Annotated in this window: 23 protein-coding genes; 12 read left to right on the top strand and 11 right to left on the bottom strand. The window is 45.4% G+C overall.

What is annotated here, in order from left to right:
- The first annotated feature begins 324 nt into the window (after positions 1-324).
- Positions 325-1,497 carry an iron-containing alcohol dehydrogenase gene (locus FTT89_RS05955; RefSeq protein ID WP_104491824.1) on the top strand — a complete coding sequence of 391 codons (1,173 nt, stop codon included), beginning with the start codon at positions 325-327 and terminating at the stop codon, positions 1,495-1,497.
- Positions 1,498-1,744: 247 nt separating this feature from the next.
- Positions 1,745-2,740, top strand: coding sequence for an alpha/beta hydrolase (locus FTT89_RS05950; RefSeq protein WP_168398626.1), 996 nt, complete (start codon positions 1,745-1,747; stop codon positions 2,738-2,740).
- A 57-nt stretch (positions 2,741-2,797) separates the two neighbouring features.
- On the opposite strand, the gene FTT89_RS05945 is transcribed toward FTT89_RS05950, so the two are convergent.
- A complete protein-coding gene (locus FTT89_RS05945) occupies positions 2,798-3,979 on the bottom strand; it encodes a transcriptional regulator (protein ID WP_180006542.1) in 1,182 nt (393 codons plus the stop codon).
- 245 nt (positions 3,980-4,224) lie between these two features.
- Here FTT89_RS05945 and FTT89_RS05940 point away from each other — a divergent pair, with 245 nt between their 5' ends.
- Positions 4,225-5,736 carry an aldehyde dehydrogenase family protein gene (locus FTT89_RS05940; RefSeq protein WP_005177426.1) on the top strand — a complete coding sequence of 504 codons (1,512 nt, stop codon included), beginning with the start codon at positions 4,225-4,227 and terminating at the stop codon, positions 5,734-5,736.
- 237 nt (positions 5,737-5,973) lie between these two features.
- Positions 5,974-6,684 carry a glutamine amidotransferase gene (locus FTT89_RS05935; RefSeq protein ID WP_180006543.1) on the top strand — a complete coding sequence of 237 codons (711 nt, stop codon included), beginning with the start codon at positions 5,974-5,976 and terminating at the stop codon, positions 6,682-6,684.
- An 85-nt stretch (positions 6,685-6,769) separates the two neighbouring features.
- Here FTT89_RS05935 and FTT89_RS05930 read toward each other — a convergent pair whose 3' ends face one another.
- The 3 genes from FTT89_RS05930 to tkt form a co-directional block, all read right to left on the bottom strand.
- Positions 6,770-7,354: a YceI family protein gene (locus tag FTT89_RS05930; RefSeq protein WP_005177424.1), complete on the bottom strand. Its 585-nt coding sequence runs from the start codon at positions 7,352-7,354 to the stop codon at positions 6,770-6,772.
- Positions 7,355-7,466: 112 nt separating this feature from the next.
- Positions 7,467-7,916 (bottom strand): GNAT family N-acetyltransferase, encoded by a 450-nt coding sequence (locus FTT89_RS05925; protein ID WP_180006544.1) that lies wholly within the window; start codon positions 7,914-7,916, stop codon positions 7,467-7,469.
- 87 nt (positions 7,917-8,003) lie between these two features.
- Complete coding sequence (tkt, locus tag FTT89_RS05920; RefSeq protein ID WP_005177422.1) at positions 8,004-9,992, bottom strand: transketolase; 1,989 nt, start codon at positions 9,990-9,992, stop codon at positions 8,004-8,006.
- Between the two features lie 642 nt (positions 9,993-10,634).
- Here tkt and metK point away from each other — a divergent pair.
- Positions 10,635-11,801 (top strand): methionine adenosyltransferase, encoded by a 1,167-nt coding sequence (gene metK / locus FTT89_RS05915; protein ID WP_005177421.1) that lies wholly within the window; start codon positions 10,635-10,637, stop codon positions 11,799-11,801.
- Positions 11,802-11,940: 139 nt separating this feature from the next.
- Complete coding sequence (locus tag FTT89_RS05910; RefSeq protein ID WP_104489002.1) at positions 11,941-12,258, top strand: monooxygenase; 318 nt, start codon at positions 11,941-11,943, stop codon at positions 12,256-12,258.
- 39 nt (positions 12,259-12,297) lie between these two features.
- Here FTT89_RS05910 and FTT89_RS05905 read toward each other — a convergent pair whose 3' ends face one another.
- A complete protein-coding gene (locus FTT89_RS05905) occupies positions 12,298-12,534 on the bottom strand; it encodes a hypothetical protein (RefSeq protein WP_370459256.1) in 237 nt (78 codons plus the stop codon).
- Positions 12,535-12,853: 319 nt separating this feature from the next.
- Between FTT89_RS05905 and FTT89_RS05900 the strand changes: the two genes are divergently transcribed.
- On the top strand, positions 12,854-13,084 hold the full coding sequence (locus FTT89_RS05900) for a hypothetical protein (protein ID WP_005177416.1): 231 nt from the start codon (positions 12,854-12,856) through the stop codon (positions 13,082-13,084).
- Here FTT89_RS05900 and FTT89_RS05895 read toward each other — a convergent pair.
- Both FTT89_RS05895 and FTT89_RS05890 read right to left on the bottom strand, forming a co-directional pair.
- Positions 13,031-13,666 carry a LysE family transporter gene (locus tag FTT89_RS05895; RefSeq protein ID WP_005177415.1) on the bottom strand — a complete coding sequence of 212 codons (636 nt, stop codon included), beginning with the start codon at positions 13,664-13,666 and terminating at the stop codon, positions 13,031-13,033. The two genes, FTT89_RS05900 and FTT89_RS05895, sit on opposite strands and share 54 nt — an antisense overlap.
- Before the next feature lie 116 nt (positions 13,667-13,782).
- On the bottom strand, positions 13,783-14,358 hold the full coding sequence (locus FTT89_RS05890) for an FxsA family protein (protein ID WP_016658253.1): 576 nt from the start codon (positions 14,356-14,358) through the stop codon (positions 13,783-13,785).
- 482 nt (positions 14,359-14,840) lie between these two features.
- Here FTT89_RS05890 and ruvC point away from each other — a divergent pair, with 482 nt between their 5' ends.
- Positions 14,841-15,386, top strand: a complete 546-nt coding sequence (gene ruvC, locus FTT89_RS05885) for a crossover junction endodeoxyribonuclease RuvC (protein ID WP_045795787.1) — start codon at positions 14,841-14,843, stop codon at positions 15,384-15,386.
- A 52-nt stretch (positions 15,387-15,438) separates the two neighbouring features.
- Here ruvC and FTT89_RS05880 read toward each other — a convergent pair whose 3' ends face one another.
- Together FTT89_RS05880 and FTT89_RS05875 are read right to left on the bottom strand one after the other, a co-directional pair.
- A complete protein-coding gene (locus tag FTT89_RS05880) occupies positions 15,439-15,714 on the bottom strand; it encodes an acylphosphatase (RefSeq protein WP_005177399.1) in 276 nt (91 codons plus the stop codon).
- 3 nt (positions 15,715-15,717) lie between these two features.
- Positions 15,718-17,175: an NAD(P)H-hydrate dehydratase gene (locus FTT89_RS05875; RefSeq protein ID WP_180172767.1), complete on the bottom strand. Its 1,458-nt coding sequence runs from the start codon at positions 17,173-17,175 to the stop codon at positions 15,718-15,720.
- Between the two features lie 41 nt (positions 17,176-17,216).
- Between FTT89_RS05875 and queG the strand changes: the two genes are divergently transcribed.
- From queG to bioB, 3 genes are all read left to right on the top strand, one after another.
- Positions 17,217-18,293 carry a tRNA epoxyqueuosine(34) reductase QueG gene (queG, locus tag FTT89_RS05870; protein ID WP_180172771.1) on the top strand — a complete coding sequence of 359 codons (1,077 nt, stop codon included), beginning with the start codon at positions 17,217-17,219 and terminating at the stop codon, positions 18,291-18,293.
- Positions 18,294-18,413: 120 nt separating this feature from the next.
- Positions 18,414-18,629, top strand: a complete 216-nt coding sequence (locus FTT89_RS05865) for a hypothetical protein (protein WP_005177388.1) — start codon at positions 18,414-18,416, stop codon at positions 18,627-18,629.
- 143 nt (positions 18,630-18,772) lie between these two features.
- The gene (gene bioB, locus FTT89_RS05860) at positions 18,773-19,774 is read left to right on the top strand and encodes a biotin synthase BioB (RefSeq protein ID WP_016658258.1); all 1,002 of its coding nucleotides are present in this window, start codon (positions 18,773-18,775) and stop codon (positions 19,772-19,774) included.
- Positions 19,775-19,816: 42 nt separating this feature from the next.
- On the opposite strand, the gene FTT89_RS05855 is transcribed toward bioB, so the two are convergent.
- Positions 19,817-20,026 (bottom strand): hypothetical protein, encoded by a 210-nt coding sequence (locus tag FTT89_RS05855; protein ID WP_075166751.1) that lies wholly within the window; start codon positions 20,024-20,026, stop codon positions 19,817-19,819.
- 662 nt (positions 20,027-20,688) lie between these two features.
- Here FTT89_RS05855 and FTT89_RS05850 point away from each other — a divergent pair.
- Complete coding sequence (locus FTT89_RS05850; protein WP_163142067.1) at positions 20,689-22,323, top strand: long-chain-fatty-acid--CoA ligase; 1,635 nt, start codon at positions 20,689-20,691, stop codon at positions 22,321-22,323.
- Between the two features lie 104 nt (positions 22,324-22,427).
- On the opposite strand, the gene FTT89_RS05845 is transcribed toward FTT89_RS05850, so the two are convergent.
- Positions 22,428-23,030, bottom strand: a complete 603-nt coding sequence (locus FTT89_RS05845; protein ID WP_180006546.1) for a gamma carbonic anhydrase family protein — start codon at positions 23,028-23,030, stop codon at positions 22,428-22,430.
- Positions 23,031-23,060 lie beyond the last annotated feature (30 nt).

The following is a 23,060-nucleotide window of genomic DNA, read 5'->3' as shown; positions in this document are numbered from 1 at the left end:
ATTCTTCAATCTAGCTTAAGCCACTTATTAATTGAATTACACTTTAAATATGTGTGTGCTGTATTCACACCTTAAAATTAGAGATACAAAAAATACTATAAACAAGATTTGTGCTCTTGCCTATAGACTGCGCACTACTTCAGATAATAAAACAAATTAAAAATCCATAATTTTCAAGTGATTATTTTACACTCTTTGATCAGCAACTAGGGTTGGTATTTGGTAGGTAGGATTTCACAACAAAGCAATGGATACTCAAATTACGGTTCAACACCGCGATAACAACACATTATTCCAATATCCAATGCAAGAAGGAATCTGAGCATGGCTTTTAAAAATATTGCAGATCAAACCAACGGTTTTTATATTCCTTGTGTGTCACTCTTCGGCCCTGGTTGTGCCAAAGAAATTGGCGTAAGAGCACAAAATTTAGGCGCCAAAAAAGCCCTAATTGTGACTGATGAAGGACTGTTTAAATTTGGCGTTGCCGATACCATTGCAGGCTACCTCACCGAAGCAGGCGTTGCCAGCCATATCTTTGCTGGTGCAGAGCCAAATCCGACCGATATTAACGTGCATAACGGTGTTGATGCCTACAATGCCAATCACTGCGACTTCATTGTGTCCTTAGGTGGTGGTTCTTCCCACGACTGTGCCAAAGGCATTGGCTTAGTGACCGCAGGTGGTGGGCATATTCGTGATTATGAAGGCATTGATAAAAGTACTGTGCCAATGACCCCACTGATTGCCATTAACACCACTGCAGGTACAGCTTCGGAAATGACCCGTTTCTGTATTATTACCAATACAGACACGCACGTTAAAATGGCAATTGTCGATTGGCGCTGTACACCACTCATCGCCATTGATGATCCAAAACTCATGATTGCCAAACCTGCAGGTTTAACCGCAGCAACGGGCATGGATGCCTTAACCCATGCTGTAGAAGCCTACGTTTCAACTGCAGCCAATCCTATTACCGATGCCTGTGCAGAAAAAGCCATTCGTATGATTAGCCAGTGGCTTAGCCCTGCTGTGGCAAATGGTGAAAATATTGAAGCACGTGATGCCATGAGCTATGCGCAATATTTGGCAGGTATGGCATTCAACAATGCCTCTCTAGGCTATGTGCATGCCATGGCGCATCAACTTGGCGGTTTCTACAACTTGCCGCACGGCGTTTGTAATGCAATTTTATTGCCGCATGTTTGCGAGTTTAACCTGATTGCCTGCCCTGAGCGTTATGCCGATATTGCAGAATTGATGGGAGTCAATACTGATGGATTAACCACCACAGAGGCTGCTTATGCTGCAATTGATGCAATTCGTGAACTATCTAGCTCGATTGGTATTCCAACAGGTTTAGCAGAGTTAGGCGTGAAAGAAAATGACTTGGCGATTATGGCTGAAAATGCACAAAAAGATGCCTGCATGCTCACCAACCCACGTAAAGCCAATCATGCACAAGTGGTCGAAATTTTTAAAGCCGCGATGTAATTTGAATCTCCTGCTGAGTGAATCACGATTTGCTCAGCATCTCCCATCTTTTTTTCAATTTTCCTCTTTTGCTGTTTTATTTTTATCCTTCCCTTTGGCAGAACCATCTCAGATGCGTTCTGCTTTTTTTTGCTGTTCAGAACAAAATGAACTCGCAGCATAAAACTAAAGCGATGTAGATGCAGAGGGTTTGCATAATTCAATTTGACAAATGCGCACAGCGCATCAAGGATATAGTCAAAATAAAATGGATGACGAACACCTTATGCTGTTAGGTAAAAAACAAAAAACAACACCAAGCTATCAACCCGATATTTTGGGTGCCGATTACCAACAAATGACGCTGGATTTTCCTTCGGATTATGAAGGCAAAGTGATTGCTACCTTGGTACGCAAAAAAGCCGAACAGAAAACCCGTAAAGCCGTACTTTATATTCATGGTTTTATTGACTATTTTTTTCAAACAGAAATGGCAGACCAGTTTAATCAGCGCGGTTATGACTTTTATGCGTTGGATTTGCGTAAATACGGGCGTTCGCATTTGTCACATCAACATTGGTACAATGTGCGCAGCTTGTCTGAATATGATGCAGAAATTTCCGCTGCACTTGAGCAAATTGCCACAGAAGAACATGACTCGGTGATTTTGGCGGGACATTCAACAGGTGGATTAATCACCACGTTATATGTAGCACATCATCCCAATCATCCACTGATTCGTGGTTTATGGTGTAACAGCCCTTTTTATGATTTCAATATGAGCGAGATTGAGAAAAAATTCGGCATTCCTCGTTTGAGCCAATTGGGCAAATTGTTGCCAGAAATGAAATTTCCAAGCCGCCTTAATCCATTTTATGTACCAAGTCTACACAAACAATATCATGGTGAATGGTTATTTAATTTGGAATGGAAGAAACCGCGTTATCCAAAAGTGCGATTAAGTTTTGTACGTGCAATTCATGAAGCGCAAAAAGAAATTCATGCCAGTGTGCATTTAGGTGTACCCACCTTAATTATGCATGCGAGTCAAAGTAGTTATCCACGCCAATGGAATGAGATTGCGCAACGCACTGACGTAATTTTAAATGTTGCAGATATGCAAAAATATGGACATCACATGCATGGCGATATTCAGCTTTGCCAAATTGAAAATGGCGTGCATGATTTGGTACTTTCTGCGCCCGAAGTCCGTGCGGAAGTGTATCAGTCCTTGTTTGACTGGTTAAACCGCAAGGGGCTATAAAACTAAAAACTAGAACTAAAGGAAGTGAATTAACGGCTAAATGACTTGATGCATCCCTTAAGCTGTGTATTTTAATAAAATTTGATGTGCAGGATGCCCCTTTGGCATCAATTCAATTAAACGCTCCACTGCGTCAATCGCTTCAGGGCTGCGTGCCAAATGTTTTAGCAATACATCAGTATCTTGTGCATTAAAAATGGCATCACTCAGGCGAGATTCTAAGCAATCTCGCCATGCACATAAAAATGGACTTTCAGTTTTCGCCAAAAATACTCCTGCACACGTTTGTAAGGCAGACTGCACATAACCAGCATCTAAAGCCTGCTCAGCTTGTAAAAAATCGGCTTCTATATGCGCCAAAATTCGGTAAGGACGCGAACCAAGCATCCCGCCTAGAATATCACGTAATTGAGACATCTCAGCTTTAAGCGTGCCCATACTGACTTTACGCTCACCATATAGAGCTTGGTGTAAAGTATCTAAACTCATGCCTTGTGGACAAAGTGCTAAAATCACCAATATTTCAATTTGACGTGGTGTCATCACCACCACTTTGCCATTAAATAACACTTGTGGCACGCGAAACGCGCGAATATAAATCTGCTGTTTTTGCTGATCAAGCAGTGCATTTTGAATCAAAGAAGCACAGCGTTCTGCTGCCAACATCCCCAAACTGTTATGGTTTTTCCAAGTAGTCGATAAATCAATTACGCCCAATACTTGTTTGGAATAAGGGTCTAAAATAGGCGCTGCATAACAAACCCAGTCATGTAATGATGACATAAAGTGTTCACTGGAAAACACACAACTTGCTTGCTGCGTTTTAAGTGACAAAGCCAAAGCATTGGTACCTACCAACTCCTCACGCCACTGCCCGCCCTCTACAAAATGCACCTGTTCCGCCACATTACGCATTTGCGCGCTCGCTGCCGTCCAAATAATTGTACTGCCCACATCGCCCACGGCTGCCACCATGTCGGACTGCTGTGCGATATGTCTTAAATCTTCTGCGCAGTTTTGCACAGCACGTTGTAAGGCCGAACCACCACATGTATGCGTTAGACTATAATTTAACGGGGCTGCCAACCGATCAACAGGAATTTCAGCAATTTGAGAGCGTTGCCAAGATTTTAAAATACTCTGCTGAATTTGCTGCGCATGCAGCGGCGATAAACTGCTGCTTTGTCTAAACTGTTCAATATGCTGCCTTTTTTCCAATAGGTCTTGTTTTTTCATCATTATTGATTCTCACAATCCTGTGGGCATTACATCCATTGTACCGCTTACTTTTGTAAGGATTTGTTCGCTGCTTGTAAACCTGCAACTTTCCAACCTTTTTCCAACCTTATATTGGTATGCTAAACAAATAACGTACTAAAGTACCTTATACCTTAGCCGTAAATTTAACCTGATTTTAGACACAGGATTGTGCTAAACGGTAAAGATGACGGCAGATTATAAAAAACCATCAAAGGAAGAGAATTATGCGTTACGTAGATCCCAATCAACCCGGTTCAAAAGTTCAATTTAAAGCACAATACGAAAACTTTATTGGTGGCGAGTGGGTCGCCCCTGTAAAAGGCGAATACTTTGAAAATATCTCTCCTGTGGACGGCAAAGTATTTACCAAAGTCCCACGCTCATCGGCAGAAGACATTGAACTGGCTTTAGACGCAGCCCATAAAGCCAAAGCACAATGGAACAGCTCATCTCCTACAACACGTTCTAACATTTTGTTAAAAATTGCAGATCGTTTAGAACAAAATCTAGAATTATTGGCAGTGGCAGAAACATGGGATAATGGTAAGCCTGTTCGGGAAACATTGGCTGCCGACATTCCATTGGCGATTGACCATTTCCGTTATTTTGCAGGCTGTATTCGTGCCCAAGAAGGCGGAATTTCTGAAATTGATGAAGATACCATTGCCTATCACTTTCACGAGCCGTTGGGCGTTGTGGGGCAAATTATTCCATGGAACTTCCCAATTTTAATGGCAACATGGAAACTTGCACCTGCTTTGGCTGCGGGTAACTGTATTGTACTTAAACCTGCAGAACAAACCCCTGCCAGCATTTTAGTTTTGGTTGAACTGATTCAAGATTTATTGCCAGCAGGCGTATTAAACGTAGTCAATGGTTACGGTGTAGAAGTGGGTCGCCCATTGGCAACCAATCCACGTATTGCCAAAATTGCATTCACAGGTTCGACCCAGGTCGGTCAATTGATCATGCAATACGCCACTGAAAACATCATTCCAGTGACTTTGGAGCTTGGTGGTAAATCTCCAAATATTTTCTTTGAAGATATTATGGCGCAAGATGACGACTACTTAGACAAAGCACTCGAAGGCTTTGCTATGTTTGCGCTGAATCAGGGTGAAATTTGTACTTGTCCATCACGTGCGCTAGTACAGGAAAGTATTGCTGACCGTTTCTTGGAAAAAGCCATTGAACGTGTTAAGCGCATTAAAACAGGTCACCCATTAGACACTGAAACCATGATTGGTGCGCAGGCGTCACAAGAACAACAAGATAAAATCTTGGGTTGTATCGCAACAGGCCGTGCCGAAGGTGCACAAGTTTTAACAGGTGGTGGTGAACGTCAGGAAGTGGGTAGCGGTTTCTATATTGAACCGACCATTTTCAAAGGCACCAATGATATGAAAATTTTCCAAGAAGAAATTTTCGGCCCAGTGCTTTCTGTGACTACATTTAAAGACTTTGATGAAGCCATTAAAATTGCCAATGACACCATTTACGGTTTAGGTGCAGGTGTTTGGTCACGTTCTGCGCACACTTCTTACCGTGCAGGCCGTGCTATTCAGGCGGGTCGCGTTTGGACGAACTGTTACCACATCTACCCTGCACATGCCGCTTTCGGTGGTTATAAAAAATCAGGTATTGGCCGTGAAAACCACAAGATGATGTTAGAACATTATCAACAAACCAAAAACTTGTTGGTGAGCTACTCAACTAAACCTGCTGGCTTCTTCTAAAGACTCATCTTTAGGATTCCAACAGCGTTGAAGTTACCGTTTCAAGCTGCGCCCGATGTATTTGCATCGGGCGTTTTTATTGCGACATAAAATGCTATGACTTTCGCAGCACGCTCTTTCAGCGTTGTATAAACCGGAAGATCAAGTTAAAAGTCTATCCTTTATTCATACGCTACGCTTTAGTTCGAGTGTATTTCACGTTACATTAAATCTCCCTTTCAGCCTGAAGTATCTGCCATGTTCGATTTACCCGACACTGTCTATGCCATTCAACATCTTGCGTTTGAAGACCTCGGCGCGTGGGAAGATGTCCTGTATGAACAAGGTTTACGGGTACGGTATTTTGAAGCCGGTGTGGAAAATCTAGAAAAGGCGTTTGCGCATGAAGGATTGGTGATTATTTTGGGTGGCCCAATTGGCGTTTATGAAACCACAGACTATCCTTTCTTACAAAAAGAAATAGACTTACTAAAAGTACGTCTGGAAAAGAAATTACCCACTATTGGTATTTGTTTGGGTGCACAGCTCATTGCCCATGCCTTGGGTGCCAAAGTCTATGCCGGCCATACCAAAGAAATTGGCTGGAGTACGCTCAGTCTGGCTAATGCCGCCCATCATCCACTGGCGGCATTAGCCAACACACCGGTTTTACATTGGCACGGCGATACTTTTGATTTACCAGCACAGGCTGAATTACTGGCCAGCTCCGACCTGTATCCGAATCAGGCATTCCGGGTCGGACCACATATTCTGGCACTACAGTTTCATGCTGAAGTTGCAGCAGACAGTTTAGAAAAATGGCTGATTGGCCATACCTGTGAATTACGTCAGGCCCAGATTGATATTCCCACCTTACGCGCCGCTCATCAGCAATACGCGCCGCAACTGCAACAGGTTAGCGCGACGGTTCTTGGTCAGTTTCTAGCCGGCTTAAAATCTCAAAGCTGACCGGAAAGCTTTAAATTGTCCTTACATTTATCATCATCATAAAAAAAGCACCCTGAAGCGGGTGCTTTTTGTGCTGTTCTTGCGATTATTTTTTCGCAGCAACAGAAGCTTCAGTGGTGATGTTTACAGTAATTTTATCACCTACATTTGGTACAAAACCGGCGATACCAAATGCTGAACGGTCAAATGACGTGGTGGCATTAAAACCAACAGTTGCCGCTTTGGTCATTGGATGTGGACCTTGTTTGTTCAGTACCGCATCCAGAACTACAGGTTTCGTTACACCTTTCACAGTTAAATCACCTGTGATTTTAAAGTTCTTTTTGTCCTGAGTTTCAACTTTGGTACTTTTGAAAGTAATAGTTGGATATTTTGCTGCATCAAACCAGTCTGCTGCCATTAAGTGCTCATCCAGCGCTTTGACGTTGGTGTTCAGGCTGTTTAATGGAATAGTCACGTTGACAGATGATTTTTCTGGCTGTTTCTCATCAACATTAATGGTACCTTGAATGTTAGAGAAGTTACCTGATGGCGTAGAGAAACCGAAGTGATCCCAGCTAAATACAGTTGCCGTATGGGTCGGGTCAATTTGATACGCCACTGGTTTTGCCAACGCAGCTGTTGCTACTGAAGTGACCGCCAAACCAAGTACAAGTGCTTTAAAGTTCATGCTTTTATCTCGCTTTTTGAATGCTTATTAGTGTATAGATTTCTTGTTAGAGTTCATTGCTACAGATAAAACGTTCTGTTGCAGCAATGAAACGATTAACGCATGGATGCCGTTACAGACTTTGTTTATATTGAATAAATCCGGTCTTGTGTGCCACTTTATCATACAATATTTGTGCAGTTTGATTGGCTTCTTGTGTCAGCCAGTAAACCCGGTCGCACTGGCGTTTTTTGGCTTCCATATAGACCTGTTCAATCAGTAATCTGGCCACACCCTGCCCGCGATAATCGGGGTGGGTAAATAAATCCTGCAAATAGGCATAAGGCCTGAATGTCCAGCAGCTGTCATGTTCAATCACATGAACAAAGCCGACCATCTGCTGTTCAAACAGTGCCGCAAAACCATACATATGCGCCGACTCGGCTGATGTCAGACGCTGCCAGGTATGGGCACTCAGTTCATGTGATAACTTGGTTTGATAAACGGCCTGATAACCGGCCCAAAGTGCGTGCCATTGCGGCTGACTGGTCTGTGCCAAAGGCACAATGCTAATTGCTGTCATGTGGATCTTCTTTTATATCATTCAGCCTTTAAAACTAGCATAAAAAAACGCCCCATTCGGAGCGTCTTTTTTGAAATTTCTGAGCGATTAAGCCGTCAGTTCTTTCACTGCAGCAACCACTGCTTCAGTGGTAATACCAAAGTGCTGGAACAAGTCTTTGGCTGGTGCAGATTCACCGTAAGTGGTCATACCAATCACGCGACCGTCCAGACCCACAAATTTCCACCAGTAATCCACATGCGCTGCTTCAACTGCAACACGGGCACGGATATTCGATGGCAGAACCGCTTCACGATACGCCGCATCTTGCTGCATGAATTCTTCAGCACATGGCATAGACACCACACGTACACCTTCAAGCTGTGCATGTGCTTCCATCGCCAAGGCCACTTCAGAACCGGTCGCAATGATGATTGCTTTCAATTCACCTTTTTCTTCAGCCAGCACATAACCACCTTTGGCCGCGTTTTCAATTTGTGCTTGAGTACGCGCCTGGAATGGCAGGTTTTGACGAGAGAAGATTAACGCAGATGGACCTTCCGCACGGCTTAAAGCAGATTTCCAGGAAATCGCTGCTTCAACCGTATCACATGGACGCCATGTGTTCAGGTTTGGCGTACCACGTAACGATGCAATCTGCTCAATTGGCTGGTGCGTAGGACCATCTTCACCCAGACCGATCGAATCATGGGTATAAACATGAATTACGCGTTGCTTCATTAACGCAGACATACGCACGGCATTACGCGCATATTCCATGAACATTAAGAATGTTGCTACATAAGGAATGAAACCGCCGTGCAGCGCCACACCGTTGGCAATCGCGGTCATACCAAATTCACGTACGCCGTAGTGCACATAGTTACCTGCGGCATTGTCTTGTACGCCCTGGCAACCTTTCCAAAGCGTCAGGTTTGAACCAGCCAGGTCCGCAGAACCACCCAATAATTCAGGTAATAATGGACCAAAAGCCTGTAGCGTATTCTGGCTGGCTTTACGGGTCGCAATGGTTTCTGCTTTCGCGTTCACTTCAGCAATATAGGCATCGGCCTGTGCCAGGAATTCTGCTGGTAATTCACCGCTTAAACGGCGTTTTAATTCAGCCGCTTCTGCAGGATATTTTGCTGCATAGGCAGCAAAAGTAGCATTCCAGGCAGCTTCAGTTTCAGCACCTTTGGTTTTCGCATCCCAAGCAGCATACACATCTTCAGGAATTACAAACGCTTCATCGGTCCAGCCCAGCGCTTCGCGGGTTAACACGATTTCATCATTACCCAGCGGTGCACCGTGGCAATCTTCTTTACCCTGTTTGTTTGGTGAACCTAAACCGATAATGGTTTTACAGATAATAATGGTTGGTTTAGCGGTTTCAGCTTTGGCAGCCACAGTTGCTTCACGAATAGCATCTGCATCATGACCATCAACTTTCAGCACTTGCCAGCCATAAGACAGGAAGCGTTGTTCAGTGTCATCAGAGAACCAGCCTTCAACTTCACCATCAATTGAAATGCCGTTGTCATCATAGTAAACCACCAGTTTACCCAGACCTAAAGTACCGGCCAGTGAACATACTTCGTGAGAAATACCTTCCATCAGGCAGCCATCACCCAGGAAACAGTAGGTGTAATGGTCAACCACTTGCATATCATCTTTATTGAACTGCGCTGCCAGCGTCTTTTCAGCCAGAGCAAAACCAACCGCATTGGCAATACCCTGACCAAGTGGACCAGTGGTGGTTTCAACCCCTGGTGCATAGCCGTATTCCGGGTGACCTGGTGTTTTAGAGTGTAGTTGACGGAATGCTTTTAAATCTTCAATTGAAAGATCATAACCGGTTAAATGTAACAGTGCATAATGCAGCATAGAGCCATGACCATTGGATAAAACAAAACGGTCGCGGTTAGCCCATTGCGGGTTCGTCGGGTTATGATTTAAAAATTCACGCCACACCACGTCAGCGATGTCTGCCATCCCCATCGGCGCACCTGGATGTCCGGAATTTGCTTTTTGCACGGCATCCATAGCCAATACACGAATTGCGTTTGCAATACGACGTTCATTAAGCGGGGTCGTCATAGGTCAGAGTCCAAATAAATCGTTTAATAAAGGAAGATGAATAGGAATTCAAAACACGTCTATTGTCTTAAAAAAAGCGTATGGGGTAAAGCCTCAGCGGTAATTTTTCGGTATTTATTCGTTTGCCTGCGCATTTTCGTACAATTCCTGGCTAGAGGCATGAGAAAATTGAAGTTCTGGCGAATAACCGGGTAGCTCATCCGGATTTTCCCGTTACATAACTGACCTGTTTGGATGGTTTTTTATACAAAAAAGCGCTCATTGTGAAATTCATTCAATTTAATTCAAAACTGCACAATCCTGCTCAACAGTAACAGACTTCATTTTAGAGCATGATGACGACCAAAAGATGACAGACAGCATTTTCCCAAAACTCTAAAAACAAGATAATTGGTTGATTCCTAATATAAATTATAAGAATACAGCCGCTTTTAAAATAGTGATTTATTGAATTAAAACTCAAGTTTATCCGGATGATGAATCTATACCGTTTTGGATTTTATATCAGTTTTTTAAATGCCTATATCACATAAAAAGCCATTGAATTGAAATAAATTCAGCCAATTTGGTCGTATTGAGCTAGTCCTAAAGTCTAACTCGATGTAACATATTGCGTCTTTTGAAATAACTGTGATAGGACTTATGCGCGAGTACGCTGTATTTACCTCGGAATCTGTAAGCGAAGGCCATCCAGATAAAATGGCTGACCAAATCAGTGATGCCATTTTGGATGCAATCTTAAAAGAAGACCCATATGCGCGGGTTGCTTGTGAAACGCTTGTAAAAACCGGTGCGGTCGTACTTGCGGGTGAAATCACAACCACAGCCAATGTGGACTTTGAAGCGATTGTACGTCAAACCGTAAATGGTATTGGCTATCATCATTCTGACCTCGGCTTTGATGGTTCAACCTGTGCCGTGATTAACATGATTGGTAAGCAGTCACCAGAAATTGCCCAAGGTGTAGACCGTCAAAAACCTGAAGATCAGGGTGCCGGCGACCAGGGCTTGATGTTTGGTTATGCCAGCCGTGAAACGGATGTGCTGATGCCTGCGCCAATTTCTTATGCGCATCGCTTAATGGAAAAACAGGCTGAACTGCGTCGTAGCGGTGCCCTGCCTTGGTTACGTCCAGATGCGAAAAGCCAGGTGACTTTTGCCTATGAAAATGGCAAACCGGTACGTTTAGATGCGGTGGTGCTGTCAACCCAGCATGATCCTGAAATTAGTCAAGCACAGCTGAAAGAAGCCGTGATTGAAGAAATCGTGAAAAAGATCATCCCTGCGGACATGTTCCATGCCGACACCAAATTCCACATCAACCCGACCGGGATGTTTGTGATTGGTGGCCCAGTGGGTGACTGTGGTCTGACTGGCCGTAAAATTATTGTAGATACCTACGGTGGTATGGCGCGTCATGGTGGCGGTGCCTTCTCTGGTAAAGACCCATCGAAAGTAGACCGCTCTGCTGCTTATGCCGGTCGTTATGTGGCGAAAAATATTGTCGCTGCTGGCCTGGCAGACAAATGTGAAATTCAGGTGTCTTATGCAATTGGTGTGGCGGAGCCAACTTCAATTTCAATTAACACCTTTAACACCGGTAAAGTGGCTGATGAACTGATTGTTCAGCTAGTTCGTGAACACTTTGACCTGCGTCCATACGGCATTACCCGTATGCTGGACCTGTTACAACCAATGTACAAGCAGACTGCTGCCTACGGTCACTTTGGCCGCGAAGGTTCAGACACTGCCTTTACCTGGGAAAAAACCGACAAAGTCGATATCTTAAAAGCCGCTGCTGGCCTTTAAGCTCTGAAGATATTAAAAGACCCATCCACGTGATGGGTCTTTTATTGTCTGCTTTATCGCAATTCTGGGCAGAAATATCATTTTATAAAAACATAAACTGTTTACAATAAGATGGAACATTTAAAACAGGATGAACATGATGGCGGTAATTCTTCAGGTTGATTTCCCTTCAAATGGCCCTTTTGGCGCAGAAATGGCCACGGCCTATCGCGAGCTGGCAGCCAGTATTAACCAGGAACCAGGTCTCATCTGGAAAATCTGGACCGAAAATAGTGACACCCAGCAGGCTGGCGGGATTTACCTGTTTGATACAAAGCATCATGCAGAACAATATTTACAGATGCACACGGCGCGTCTGCAAAGTTTTGGCATCGACAAGATTCACGGGAAAATTTTTGACATTAATACTGAACTGTCGGTGCTGAATCAGGCCGCTTTTCTGGCGTCATCCCGCTAAACGAAAGTTGAGTTAACTCATCAGATTCAAGGAATCCAGTTAGCTGGATTCCTGTTTTAAGACTTCCAATAAAGTCGGCTGTGTCGGGGTTTCCTGATGGTCCTGCAAATAGACATGCACGACTTTAAAAATAACCGCAAAGGCCAGACAACTTAAAATACAGAACATCCAGAAACCATAAGGACTACGAATATTGTGTGAACCGCAATTTGGACATTCTTTTTCTGTTGACGCCACCACTTGATTGCAACATGAGCAATGGTATTGATGGTACAGCATAGGCAGTTCTCCTAATTTACTGTAATTCTTGTTTTTATTTTTACATCATGCGAAAAACGCTTTTTGTAATATTGTTTTATCTTATGTGAGCCTGTGTAGCATAGCAAGCTCTATTACTGGTGAGTCTATGTAAGCTTAAGTAAACCCTGCCTGCTTTTGTTGACTTTATTTATCTTTTTATGCACGCTTTCAGACACTTAAGCTGCTGCTTTAACACCGTATTCTCTGCCAATAATTTTATCGGACTACTCTTAAGTCAGATGCATCCGGCTGCCCTTTTGTTTAAACTAGCGGACTGAAATACAGGAGGATGAAGATGGTACAACTGATCAAAAAAGGCGGATTACGCGAACGCGCCAACCGCAGCCGCCGTTTTCATGGCTCTGAAAATACCGAAACCACTCTGGCACCAAACCGTTATTCATCTGCCCATAAAAAAGCAGAAACGGCTGTTTCTGCTTTGGTTAGTGAACAGGATCAACCAGATTCTGAATCAGAACATACCGATGGCGTCATAGCCCAGCCACAGGGCAAAAATCAGGAATAAGGCGCCCGATAAAATATCAATATAACTGCCTGAACGCTGGTACACCGCCTTAATTTTCGGCTGTGACAATAACAGCATCAGCAACACAAAGGTCAGGAAGGTTTGCAGCGGAATAATCACTGCCAGCTGTGCTTTTAAATAATCACTGGCCGATGAACTGAGCGCCAATGAAAATACACTGCTAAAATAAATCAGGGTTTTAGGATTAGATAAATTGGTGAACAGGCCCAGTAAAAAATAGTTTTTCTGTGCAGAGCTCTGTGCCTGCACATCCTCCAGTGCACTAGACTGTTTTAAACTGCGTAGTCCGCCACTGAGCATGGCCCAGCCCATTTTCGCCAGAAACAAACCGCCTATCAGCATCAATACCTGCTGAATCCATGGAAACTGCTCGACCAGAACGGTAAAGCCCAGCAGGGTTAAAACCACCCACAGCACAATGCCCAATGAAATTCCGGCAATAATATGAATGGTATTGCGACGTGTGGTCGATGCCGAGCTTTTGGCAATCAGAATAATATCGGGGCCGGGACTAAGCTGTGCCACAAAATGTAAGGCACAAATGGTCAACAGTAAGGACATAACACAGGGAGAAGCTTAAAAAGTCATTTATTATATCGCCCGTTCAAAAATATACGAGCACTGCAAGCATAAAAAAACCGAATCCTTGCAGATCCGGTTTTTCAAATAAAGATGGCTTAGTGTTTATTCACATCTTTCATTTCAATTTTTTTTGCTTCTGGCGTCACTTCGCGCGCTTCACCATCAATAATAGTCGAGTCGCGGCCCGCCTGCTGGTTTTGCATGTCCTGCATCTGACGCATCAGATCGGCGAACGGATTCTGGCCTTGTGCACCACCACCCATGCCATTCATATCGCCCATCATGCCCCCCATCATCTGGTTCATCATGGCTTGCTGACGTTTCATCATCGCTTTCATCATGGCCGCTTTAAAGGCATTTTGTACGCCCGGAATCATAATCAGCACAGCCAGCACATCGGTGATCAGACCTGGAATCAACAGCAGGAAACCTGCAAAGATTTTAGGCAAGTTATTGCTTAATGCCGGATCTGCACTCATTTGTCCCATCTGCATCTGCTGCATTTGTGGCATGATGCCCGCAGAATACTTACGGATCAGATTCATACCAATAAAGAAGGCGGCAATAAACCAGAAGAACACGTACCACATGCTACCGACCAGGTCACCCACGCCGATCCAGACGAATACTTCCAGAATTAAACCAGCCAGAATAATAAGAAATAATTTCATGAAAATTAATCTAATCTCAACAAAATAAATAGAGTGCAGGCATCAACTGCTTAATCAGCATCAAGCTTTTTTTGACACGCTTATGTAACAATATGGGCATTATTCTATTTTTAAAGTGCAGGCCTGTCATTAATATTTTCAATGACAGACCTGAGCTTTATGCTGTAGCACGATAAAAATAAACATAAGCCGCATACACGAGCAGCAGCCACAGCCCGATAAACACTGCCGCGGCCACTGTACTGCACGGCTTTTGACTGTAGATGTACAGTATAAACCCCGAAACTTAAGCCAAAATGAAGATGCAGCCTTTTTTACCAAGATAACCTATATATTGTCCCTGCTATTTTTAATAGCAGCTCCAGCGAGTTTGAAGCATTGTTGATAGTCTTGAGTATCCGCACCGGTTGCTGCAAATTCCCTCACACAATACCGCTGTAAAATCATATAATTCATTTTGATGTAATTTTTTAAGGCTTGGCATGTCACTGATTATTGGTATCGATCCCGGTTCCCGGCTTACCGGTTACGGCATTATTGAGCGTGATGGCTCAAAATTGCGTTTTGTAGATGCCGGCACCATTCGGACCGAAACCACGGAAATGCCTGAACGCCTGAAACGTATTTTTGGTGGTATTGACCGGATTGTAAAATTTCATGGCCCGACTGAGGCCGCAGTTGAACAGGTTTTTATGGCGCAAAACCCGGACTCGGCACTGAAACTGGGTCAAGCGCGTGGTGCTGCCATTGCCGCACTGACCAATCTGGATTTACAGGTGGCGGAATATACCGCCCGCCAAATCAAGCAGTCTGTGGTCGGCTATGGGGCAGCCGATAAAGAACAGGTGCAGATGATGGTGATGAAGCTGTTAAATTTAAGCATTAAACCGCAAGCTGATGCAGCTGATGCGCTGGCCGCTGCCATCTGCCATGCCCACGCCTCCGGCAGTATGAGCAAAATGGCGGTACTGAATGCCCTGGGTGGTATGGCGCGCGGCCGTAGCCGTTCTAGCAGCAGACGGCGCTAACTGGAAGCCATCTTGATCCCGGTGAGGGGATGTCCAAATCGGGAGTTTCTACTTAACGGATCATCTGGAAATGGGTGTATTCACGTTCTGCCGGATCAAACGGGATGCGCTCAATTTTAGTGACCTGTGCCCGCAATGGTCCAACCAGACTGCGTTTCAGAATTTCCTGAATCTGCATTTCCTCGCCAATAATTTCTGCTTCGACATCACCATTGTCCAGATTTTTGACATAGCCGGTTAGCTGCAGTTCTTGCGCCTGCTGTTCAAACCAGCGGCGATACCCCACGCCCTGCACATTTCCCTGAATAATAATTTTAAGTGCTTGCATCTCTCACCTGTTCACGACCTGATAAATGGCCTGATTCATCTGCTGTGCCTGAAGTCCGCGCATACCGGATTCCGCCAGTACATCTCCAGCTTGCGCATGTAAAGTGACAATCTCATGTAAACTGAGTTCAGTATGATATTGCGCTTTTAAACTGGCGATCATGCCGGACAGGACATCGCCCATGCCACCTGTGCCCATTCCGGCATTGCCGGCAGTACATAGCCAGAGCTGATCTTCCAGAATCAGGCTGCCCGCGCCTTTAAGCACCCACTGGCCGCCATAACGAGCCTGTAATTCCTGAATAGCCTGTAAGCGGTTCTGCTCAACTTCCATTGTCGTTAGGCCTAAAAGTTTCGCCGCCTCACCCGGATGTGGCGTTAAATAACTACCTTCAGGTAACTGCTGCGGATGTGCGGCCAGAAACCATAAGGCATCGGCATCGAGTACCCGTTCCAGTTCAGCCTGTAACAGTTTCGGCAACCATAGTGCATATTGACGGGCAGCCCAGTCATCACGTCCAAGTCCCATACCAAAACAGATGGCATCGACCTGCTGTAGCAGCTGTTCAATGGCATCATCCTGCAGAGTGTTAATATCGCGCAGCATGATATTCGGAGCGCGACTTAAAATAGCGGTATGATGTTTGGCATCACAAACCGCGGTCACTTTGCCACAGCCAGCCGCAAACGCCGCTTCCGCCGCCATTATTACCGCGCCACCCATATCAGCATGACCGCCGACCACTAGCACATGCCCATAACTGCCTTTATGACCAAAAGCCTGTCGTGGTGGCAGCTGAATCTGGGTGGGTACCAATTGGGCGATGGCATGTAATTCGGCATCGGGAGGAATGGCAGCAATCACTTCCACCTGTCCGGCGTAGGCTTTGCCCTTACCGGTAAAGAGTCCAGCTTTTAAACCCAATACGCTATAGGTCAAATCGGCCTGAATTGCACAGGGTAAAGGCTGACCGCAATTGGCATCCAAGCCACTTGGAATATCAATCGCCACTTTCAAGCCGCGCTGCTGATTCATCTGATGAATAATCTGTTGCCACTCAACGCTCAGTTCACGATTCAGGCCAATCCCAAACAGCGCATCAACATAGACCTCATACGACTGCTGAAACTGAAAGCCAGATTGAATATCCAGGCCAGCCGCTCGAGCCTCGTGTTCAGCCTGCTGCAAATCAGGTGAAGAACCCAATTCAGCCGCATAAATATGCACCTGAAAACCGGCCTGCTGTAAATATTTGGCCAGCAGATAGCCATCCCCGGCATTATTGCCCTGCCCGCAACAAACCGCCACTGTCTGATATTTATGTTGCTGTAAAACGGGAATGACGCGCTGGGCAATCGACCAGGCCACCTGCTGCATCAGGCCATAAGACGAGTTTTGCCGAGCAAACCAGCGCTGCTCCCATGCTTGAATATCACGGCTATGATAAACTTGTGGATGCATTGTTTTTCCCTTGTTTTGTCATTATGAACTCATCGCCTGCCATGCAGAATATTCCGGTCAGTCAACTTGATCCCGTCCAGTTAAAAGCATGGATTAAAGCGCAGGCTTTAGCACTGGGCTTTGCTGATTGTGTCATTGCCCGGCCCGATGCTCAAGCAGAATTACCCCGTTTGGAAGCCTATTTAGCACAAGGTTATCAGGCAGATATGCATTTTCTGGGCGAAAATCTGGAGAAACGTGCCAACCCGGCCTTACTGGTGCCGGGCACCAAGAGCATTATTTGTGTGCGCATGAATTATCTGGTCGATCGGCCTACACCACGACACGTGCCAGATGCACCCAATAGCGCCATTATTGCGCGTTATGCCCGCGGCCGCGATTATCATAAAGTCATGCGCGGTCGTCTTAAAACTCTGGCCAGCCTGATTCGGGACAAAGTTGGTGATTTTGAATCGCGCCCTTTTGCCGATTCAGCCCCCATCTTTGAAAAATCGCTGGCCGAAAGTGCCGGCATGGGCTGGACCGGTAAACATACCCTGCTGATTCATAAAAAATCCGGCTCATTCTTTGTATTAGGTGAGCTGTTTAGCTCGCTTGAGTTGCCGTTTGATGAACCGGCCACGGCGCACTGCGGTTCCTGTAGCGCCTGTATCGACATCTGCCCGACCAAAGCCATTGTCGAGCCCTACGTGCTGGATGCTGGTAAATGTATTGCCTATTTAACTATTGAATATAAAGGCATTATTCCTGAAGATTTGCGCCGGCCGATTGGCAACCGGGTTTTTGGCTGTGATGACTGCCAGTTAATTTGCCCCTGGAACAGTTTTGCCCAGCTGACTCCGCTGGATGATTTTGCCCCGCGTAATGGGCTAGACCGGATGAGCCTGCTGGAACTCTGGCAATGGGATGAAGCCACCTTCCTGGCCTGCACCGAAGGCAGTCCACTCAGACGGACCGGTTATCAGAGTTTTAAACGCAATATTGCGATTGGTCTGGGCAATGCGCCTTATTCCGCAGATATTATTGCCCAGCTGCAACAGGCCAAAACGCTGCATGATGAGGTGGTGAATGTGCATATCGACTGGGCCATTCAGGAGCAGTTGACCAAATCTGCATAATTTTTCATTTCTTTACCTGAGCTCACAGATCCCCACACAAGCCCTACAGCGCGTGGTAGTGAATTGTGGCTCAATAGAGGAATCCAACAGAAAAGATGTTGTCATCAGGAGGAATTTATTATGCAAACGCATCATAAAAACCAACAGCAGCAGAAACAACAGCAAAAGCAGGAACTTGAACAGCAGACTGAACATTTAAAACAGCAACAGCAGCAACCCCAAGGGCCTATTGATAGCCCTAAAAACAACCAGCACGAACAGGATGACCGGATGCTGAATAAACAGCATCGCGCCGATCTGCAAAACCAGAACATGCACGGCAATCATCGTGAATAATGCTGAAGTTCATGTTCCCTCGCTCAACAAAGTCCACTTCAGGTGGACTTTGTTTTTGGATTACGTCATATTTTGCTAATGAAGCGCCTGCCGCTTTTGCTTAATATGCAGTATGCAAAATATGGATAATTAGGGACAGACTTATGAGCAGTATGCGTCCGGTACGTAATGATTGGTCTCGTGAAGAAATTGAGGCACTTTATCAGCAACCGTTTTTAGATTTGGTTTTTGAGGCGCAGCGCGTACATCGTGAGCATTTTGCCGCCAATACCATTCAGGTGAGTACCTTACTCTCGATTAAAACCGGTAAATGCCCGGAAGACTGCAAATACTGCTCTCAATCGGCTCATTATGATTCACAGCTGGAAGCTGAAAAACGTATTGCCGTTGAAAAAGTGATTCAGGAAGCCAAGGAAGCGCTGGAATCAGGTTCTTCACGTTTTTGTATGGGCGCAGCGTGGCGCAATCCGCATGAACGCGATATGCCTTATGTGCTGGAAATGGTGCGTGAAGTAAAAGCGCTGGGTCTGGAAACCTGTATGACGCTGGGTATGCTGAACCAGTCTCAGGCAGAACGTCTGAAAGATGCCGGCCTGGATTATTACAACCATAACCTCGATACTTCACGCGAATACTATGCCAACATTATTAGTACCCGCAGCTTCGATGACCGTTTAAATACCTTGGAGCATGTGCGTAATGCCGGCATGAAAGTCTGTAGCGGCGGTATTGTCGGTTTAGGTGAAGACACTCAAGACCGAATTGGCCTGTTACATGAACTGGCCACCTTGCCGATTCATCCGGAATCTGTACCGATTAACATGCTGGTGCCAATTGAAGGGACGCCACTGGCCGATGTAGAAAAACTCGATGTCACCGAATGGATTCGTACTATTGCCGTGGCACGCATTATCATGCCAACCAGTTATATCCGCCTGTCTGCCGGTCGTGAATCTTTATCTGATTCAGATCAGGCCCTGGCCTTTATGGCCGGTGCCAACTCGCTGTTCTCGGGTGAAAAGCTGCTGACCACCCCGAATGCCGGTGAAGGTAAAGACCGTCAACTGTTCCAGAAACTGGGACTGGTGGCGGAAAAAGCCAAACCGACCGTTCAGGAACTGTCGGTAGATGCGATGGCGGTTTAATCCGCATCACACGAAAAAGCCTATCTTCTGGATGGGCTTTTTTTATGAGGTAATCAACAAGCCATAATTGGCATTCAGATACATGCCCGGTTTAATCAGATCGGCACCATTGGCATGATAAACCGTGAGTTCCTGCTTGATGACATCAAAATGAAAGGCATCAAAACAGTCCTGATGCTGACACAGCCAGGCCAAGGTATCGCTGAGCTGATCATCTACAATATAGGTCGGGGCATTAAAATCTTTGGCCATGTGCACATTCAGTTATAGAGAGATGACAGGATTTTAGCCTGAAATGGCAGTAAATAAAGCAGCTTGCAATGAGATTTAGATATTTAAAGGCGGAGATGAGCCTGCGTGAATGTTGATGCAGTGTATAAACAAAAAGAAGTGAGTCTAGCCCACTTCTTTGTTGAATCTGGTTTGATCCCCTCTATGATTTATTGACCCCACACTTACGACACTCAATATGCGCACCAATTTCCTCCATTTGCTCATATTCATAAATATGTAAGCAGAAAAAGTTTTTTAATAATTGAAGCATCCTAACACTCCTATTTTTGATTATTTTTTCATTCAGCTTCTTGCCGCTTATTTCATCCTGAAACAAGCATAACCAAAATTGGTTATACTCATTTTTTAACACATTTTTTAAAAAGATCAAGTGTTATTTCAAGGACTTCTTTTGAACGTCATTCATCATAATTATTGAAGCTTTTACTCTATATTCAAATAGCTAGCGCATTTTTTGGTTTAAGTCTGCACAAAACAGATTTTTTGTAATCCCCTCTTGATTTCATCACGCAAGTGTTTAGGATGAAAAAAACAGCCTTTTTCGGCAATGATGCCTCGGAAAAGTAGTCAAGAAACAAGACATTATTTAAACAACAAAAAAATGGAATAAGGATATCAACATGCTTGGACGTATGATGTATCAACCGTTATTGATTAGCTCGCTGATTGAACATGCAGCACGCTATCATGGCGATACACCCATCATTTCAAAAAATACCGATGGCAGCATGAGCAGCACTGACTGGGCCGCTGTGGCAGAGAATGCCAAACGCTTTGCCAATGCCCTGCAAGCCTTAGGGCTAGAGCAGAGTGACCGTGTGGCGACCATTGCCTGGAACAATCATCGTCACCTGGAAAGCTGGTATGCGATTTCCGGGAGTGGTCTGGTCTGCCACACCATTAACCCGCGTCTGTTTCCTGAACAGCTGATTTTTATTATTAATGATGCTCAAGACCGGGTGGTGATTTTTGATAAAACCTTCCTGCCGCTAATTGTCGGGGTCAAACAGCATTTGCCGCAGGTGGAGCATTTTATCTGTCTGGATGCACCGGATGATGCGGTCCGGGAAAAATTGCCTGAAGTTCAGTTTTATGATGATTTGATTGCCGCCCAGTCCAAGACATTTGACTGGCCAGAACTGGATGAGAATATGGCCAGTTCCCTGTGCTACACCTCAGGCACCACCGGTAATCCAAAAGGCGTGCTCTACAGCCACCGTTCCACCTTGCTGCACAGTTATGGCATCAGCCTGCCCGACTCCCTGAATTTATCGGCCAAAGATGTAATGCTGCCGGTAGTGCCGATGTTCCATGTCAATGCCTGGGGCACGCCATATGCTGCGGCGATGGTTGGCTCAACCCTGGTGTTGCCGGGACCAGGGCTGGATGGTGCCAGTCTGGTACAGCTCATTGATAATTATAAAGTGACGGTGGCCTTGGGTGTGCCGACCATCTGGCAAGGTTTACTGGCCGCAGCCAAACAGGCTGGCAGCACGCTGGAAAGTATGAACCGCAATGTTGTTGGTGGCTCGGCCTGCCCGCCGGCGATGCTGAAAACCTTTAAAGAGCAGTATAACTGCGACACCATTCATGCCTGGGGCATGACTGAAACCAGTCCGCTGGGTTCTGCCAACCAGCTCAAAGCCAAGCATGAACTGCTCAGCCCGGAAGAGAAAACCCAGCTACGCCTATCTCAAGGTCGTCCACCATTTGGGGTAGATTTACGTCTGGCTTCTGCAGAAAAAGGCACCGACTTGCTGCCACGTGATGGCCAGACCACCGGCAATTTACAGATTAAAGGCCACTGGATTATCGAGCGTTACTTTGGCAAAGAGGAATCTGCCCTGACCAGTGATGGCTGGTTCGATACCGGTGATATTGCCAGCCTGAACAGTGATGGTTTCCTGCACATTAGTGACCGTTCTAAAGACCTGATTAAATCGGGTGGTGAATGGATTTCATCGGTAGAACTGGAAAATCTGGCCATGTGCCATCCGGAGATTGCCATGGCCGCAGTGATTGCCGCCAGCCATCCAAAATGGGATGAACGTCCGGTGGTGATTGCCATGAAAGTGCCGGACAGTCAGCTTACCGAAAGCGAATTGCTGGACTACTATGCCGATAAGGTTGCCAAATGGCAGATTCCGGACAAGGTGATTTTTGTTGACAGTATTCCACTCAGCGGGACCGGCAAAATGCTGAAAAAAGATTTACGCGAACAATATGGTCAGGTGCTGATGGAAGCGCCCGTGTAAATATTGGTCTATGTAGAGATAAGATAGAAAAAAGCGCTGATGGATTCAGCGCTTTTTTATGGGATCAACAATGCGATATACCTAAAGATCACAGGTTTTTATATTCAATTAAGCGTTTTTTTAATCACATGCTCGGCGTAAAAATCACGATAGCTACGGCGTGAGGCAGTTTGTTCAGGCAATGGCTCGACCTCGTGCATGCTCTGCAGACAGCGTGCAGTCAGTTCAATATATTGCTGGGTGCCATGACGTTTCCAGGCAATTTCCTTGTCTTCCAGTGGCCGCACCACCTTAGCCGGACTGCCAAGTGCCAGGACATTGGCCGGAATCTGGGCTTTGGCTTTTACGGTACTGTTGGCACCAATAATGGTATTTTCACCAATTTCCGCTTCATCCAGAATCACGCTATTCATGCCAACCAGTACGTTTTTACGAATGATGCAGCCATGCAAAATTGCCCCATGTCCGATATGGCCATATTCTTCTACCAGCGTCACGCTGTCTGGAAAACCATGCACGGTACAGGAATCCTGCACATTGGCATTCTGCTGAATATGGATTCGGCCAAAGTCGGCACGTAAGGCAGCAAATGGGCCAATATAAGCCCCGGCTTCAATAATCACATCACCAATAAGTACAGCAGTTGGATGCACATAAGCCTGCGGATGCACCACAGGAATCACACCATCAATGGAGTAACACGGCATATTTTATTCCTTTAAAATAAGCGGAGTAGA

It is taken from the genome of Acinetobacter sp. YH01025, from assembly GCF_013420185.1.
Taxonomy (GTDB): Bacteria; Pseudomonadota; Gammaproteobacteria; order Pseudomonadales; family Moraxellaceae; genus Acinetobacter; species Acinetobacter indicus.
Note: the sequence above shows the minus strand (reverse complement) of the source record. Positions and strands in the feature narration are given on the sequence as shown.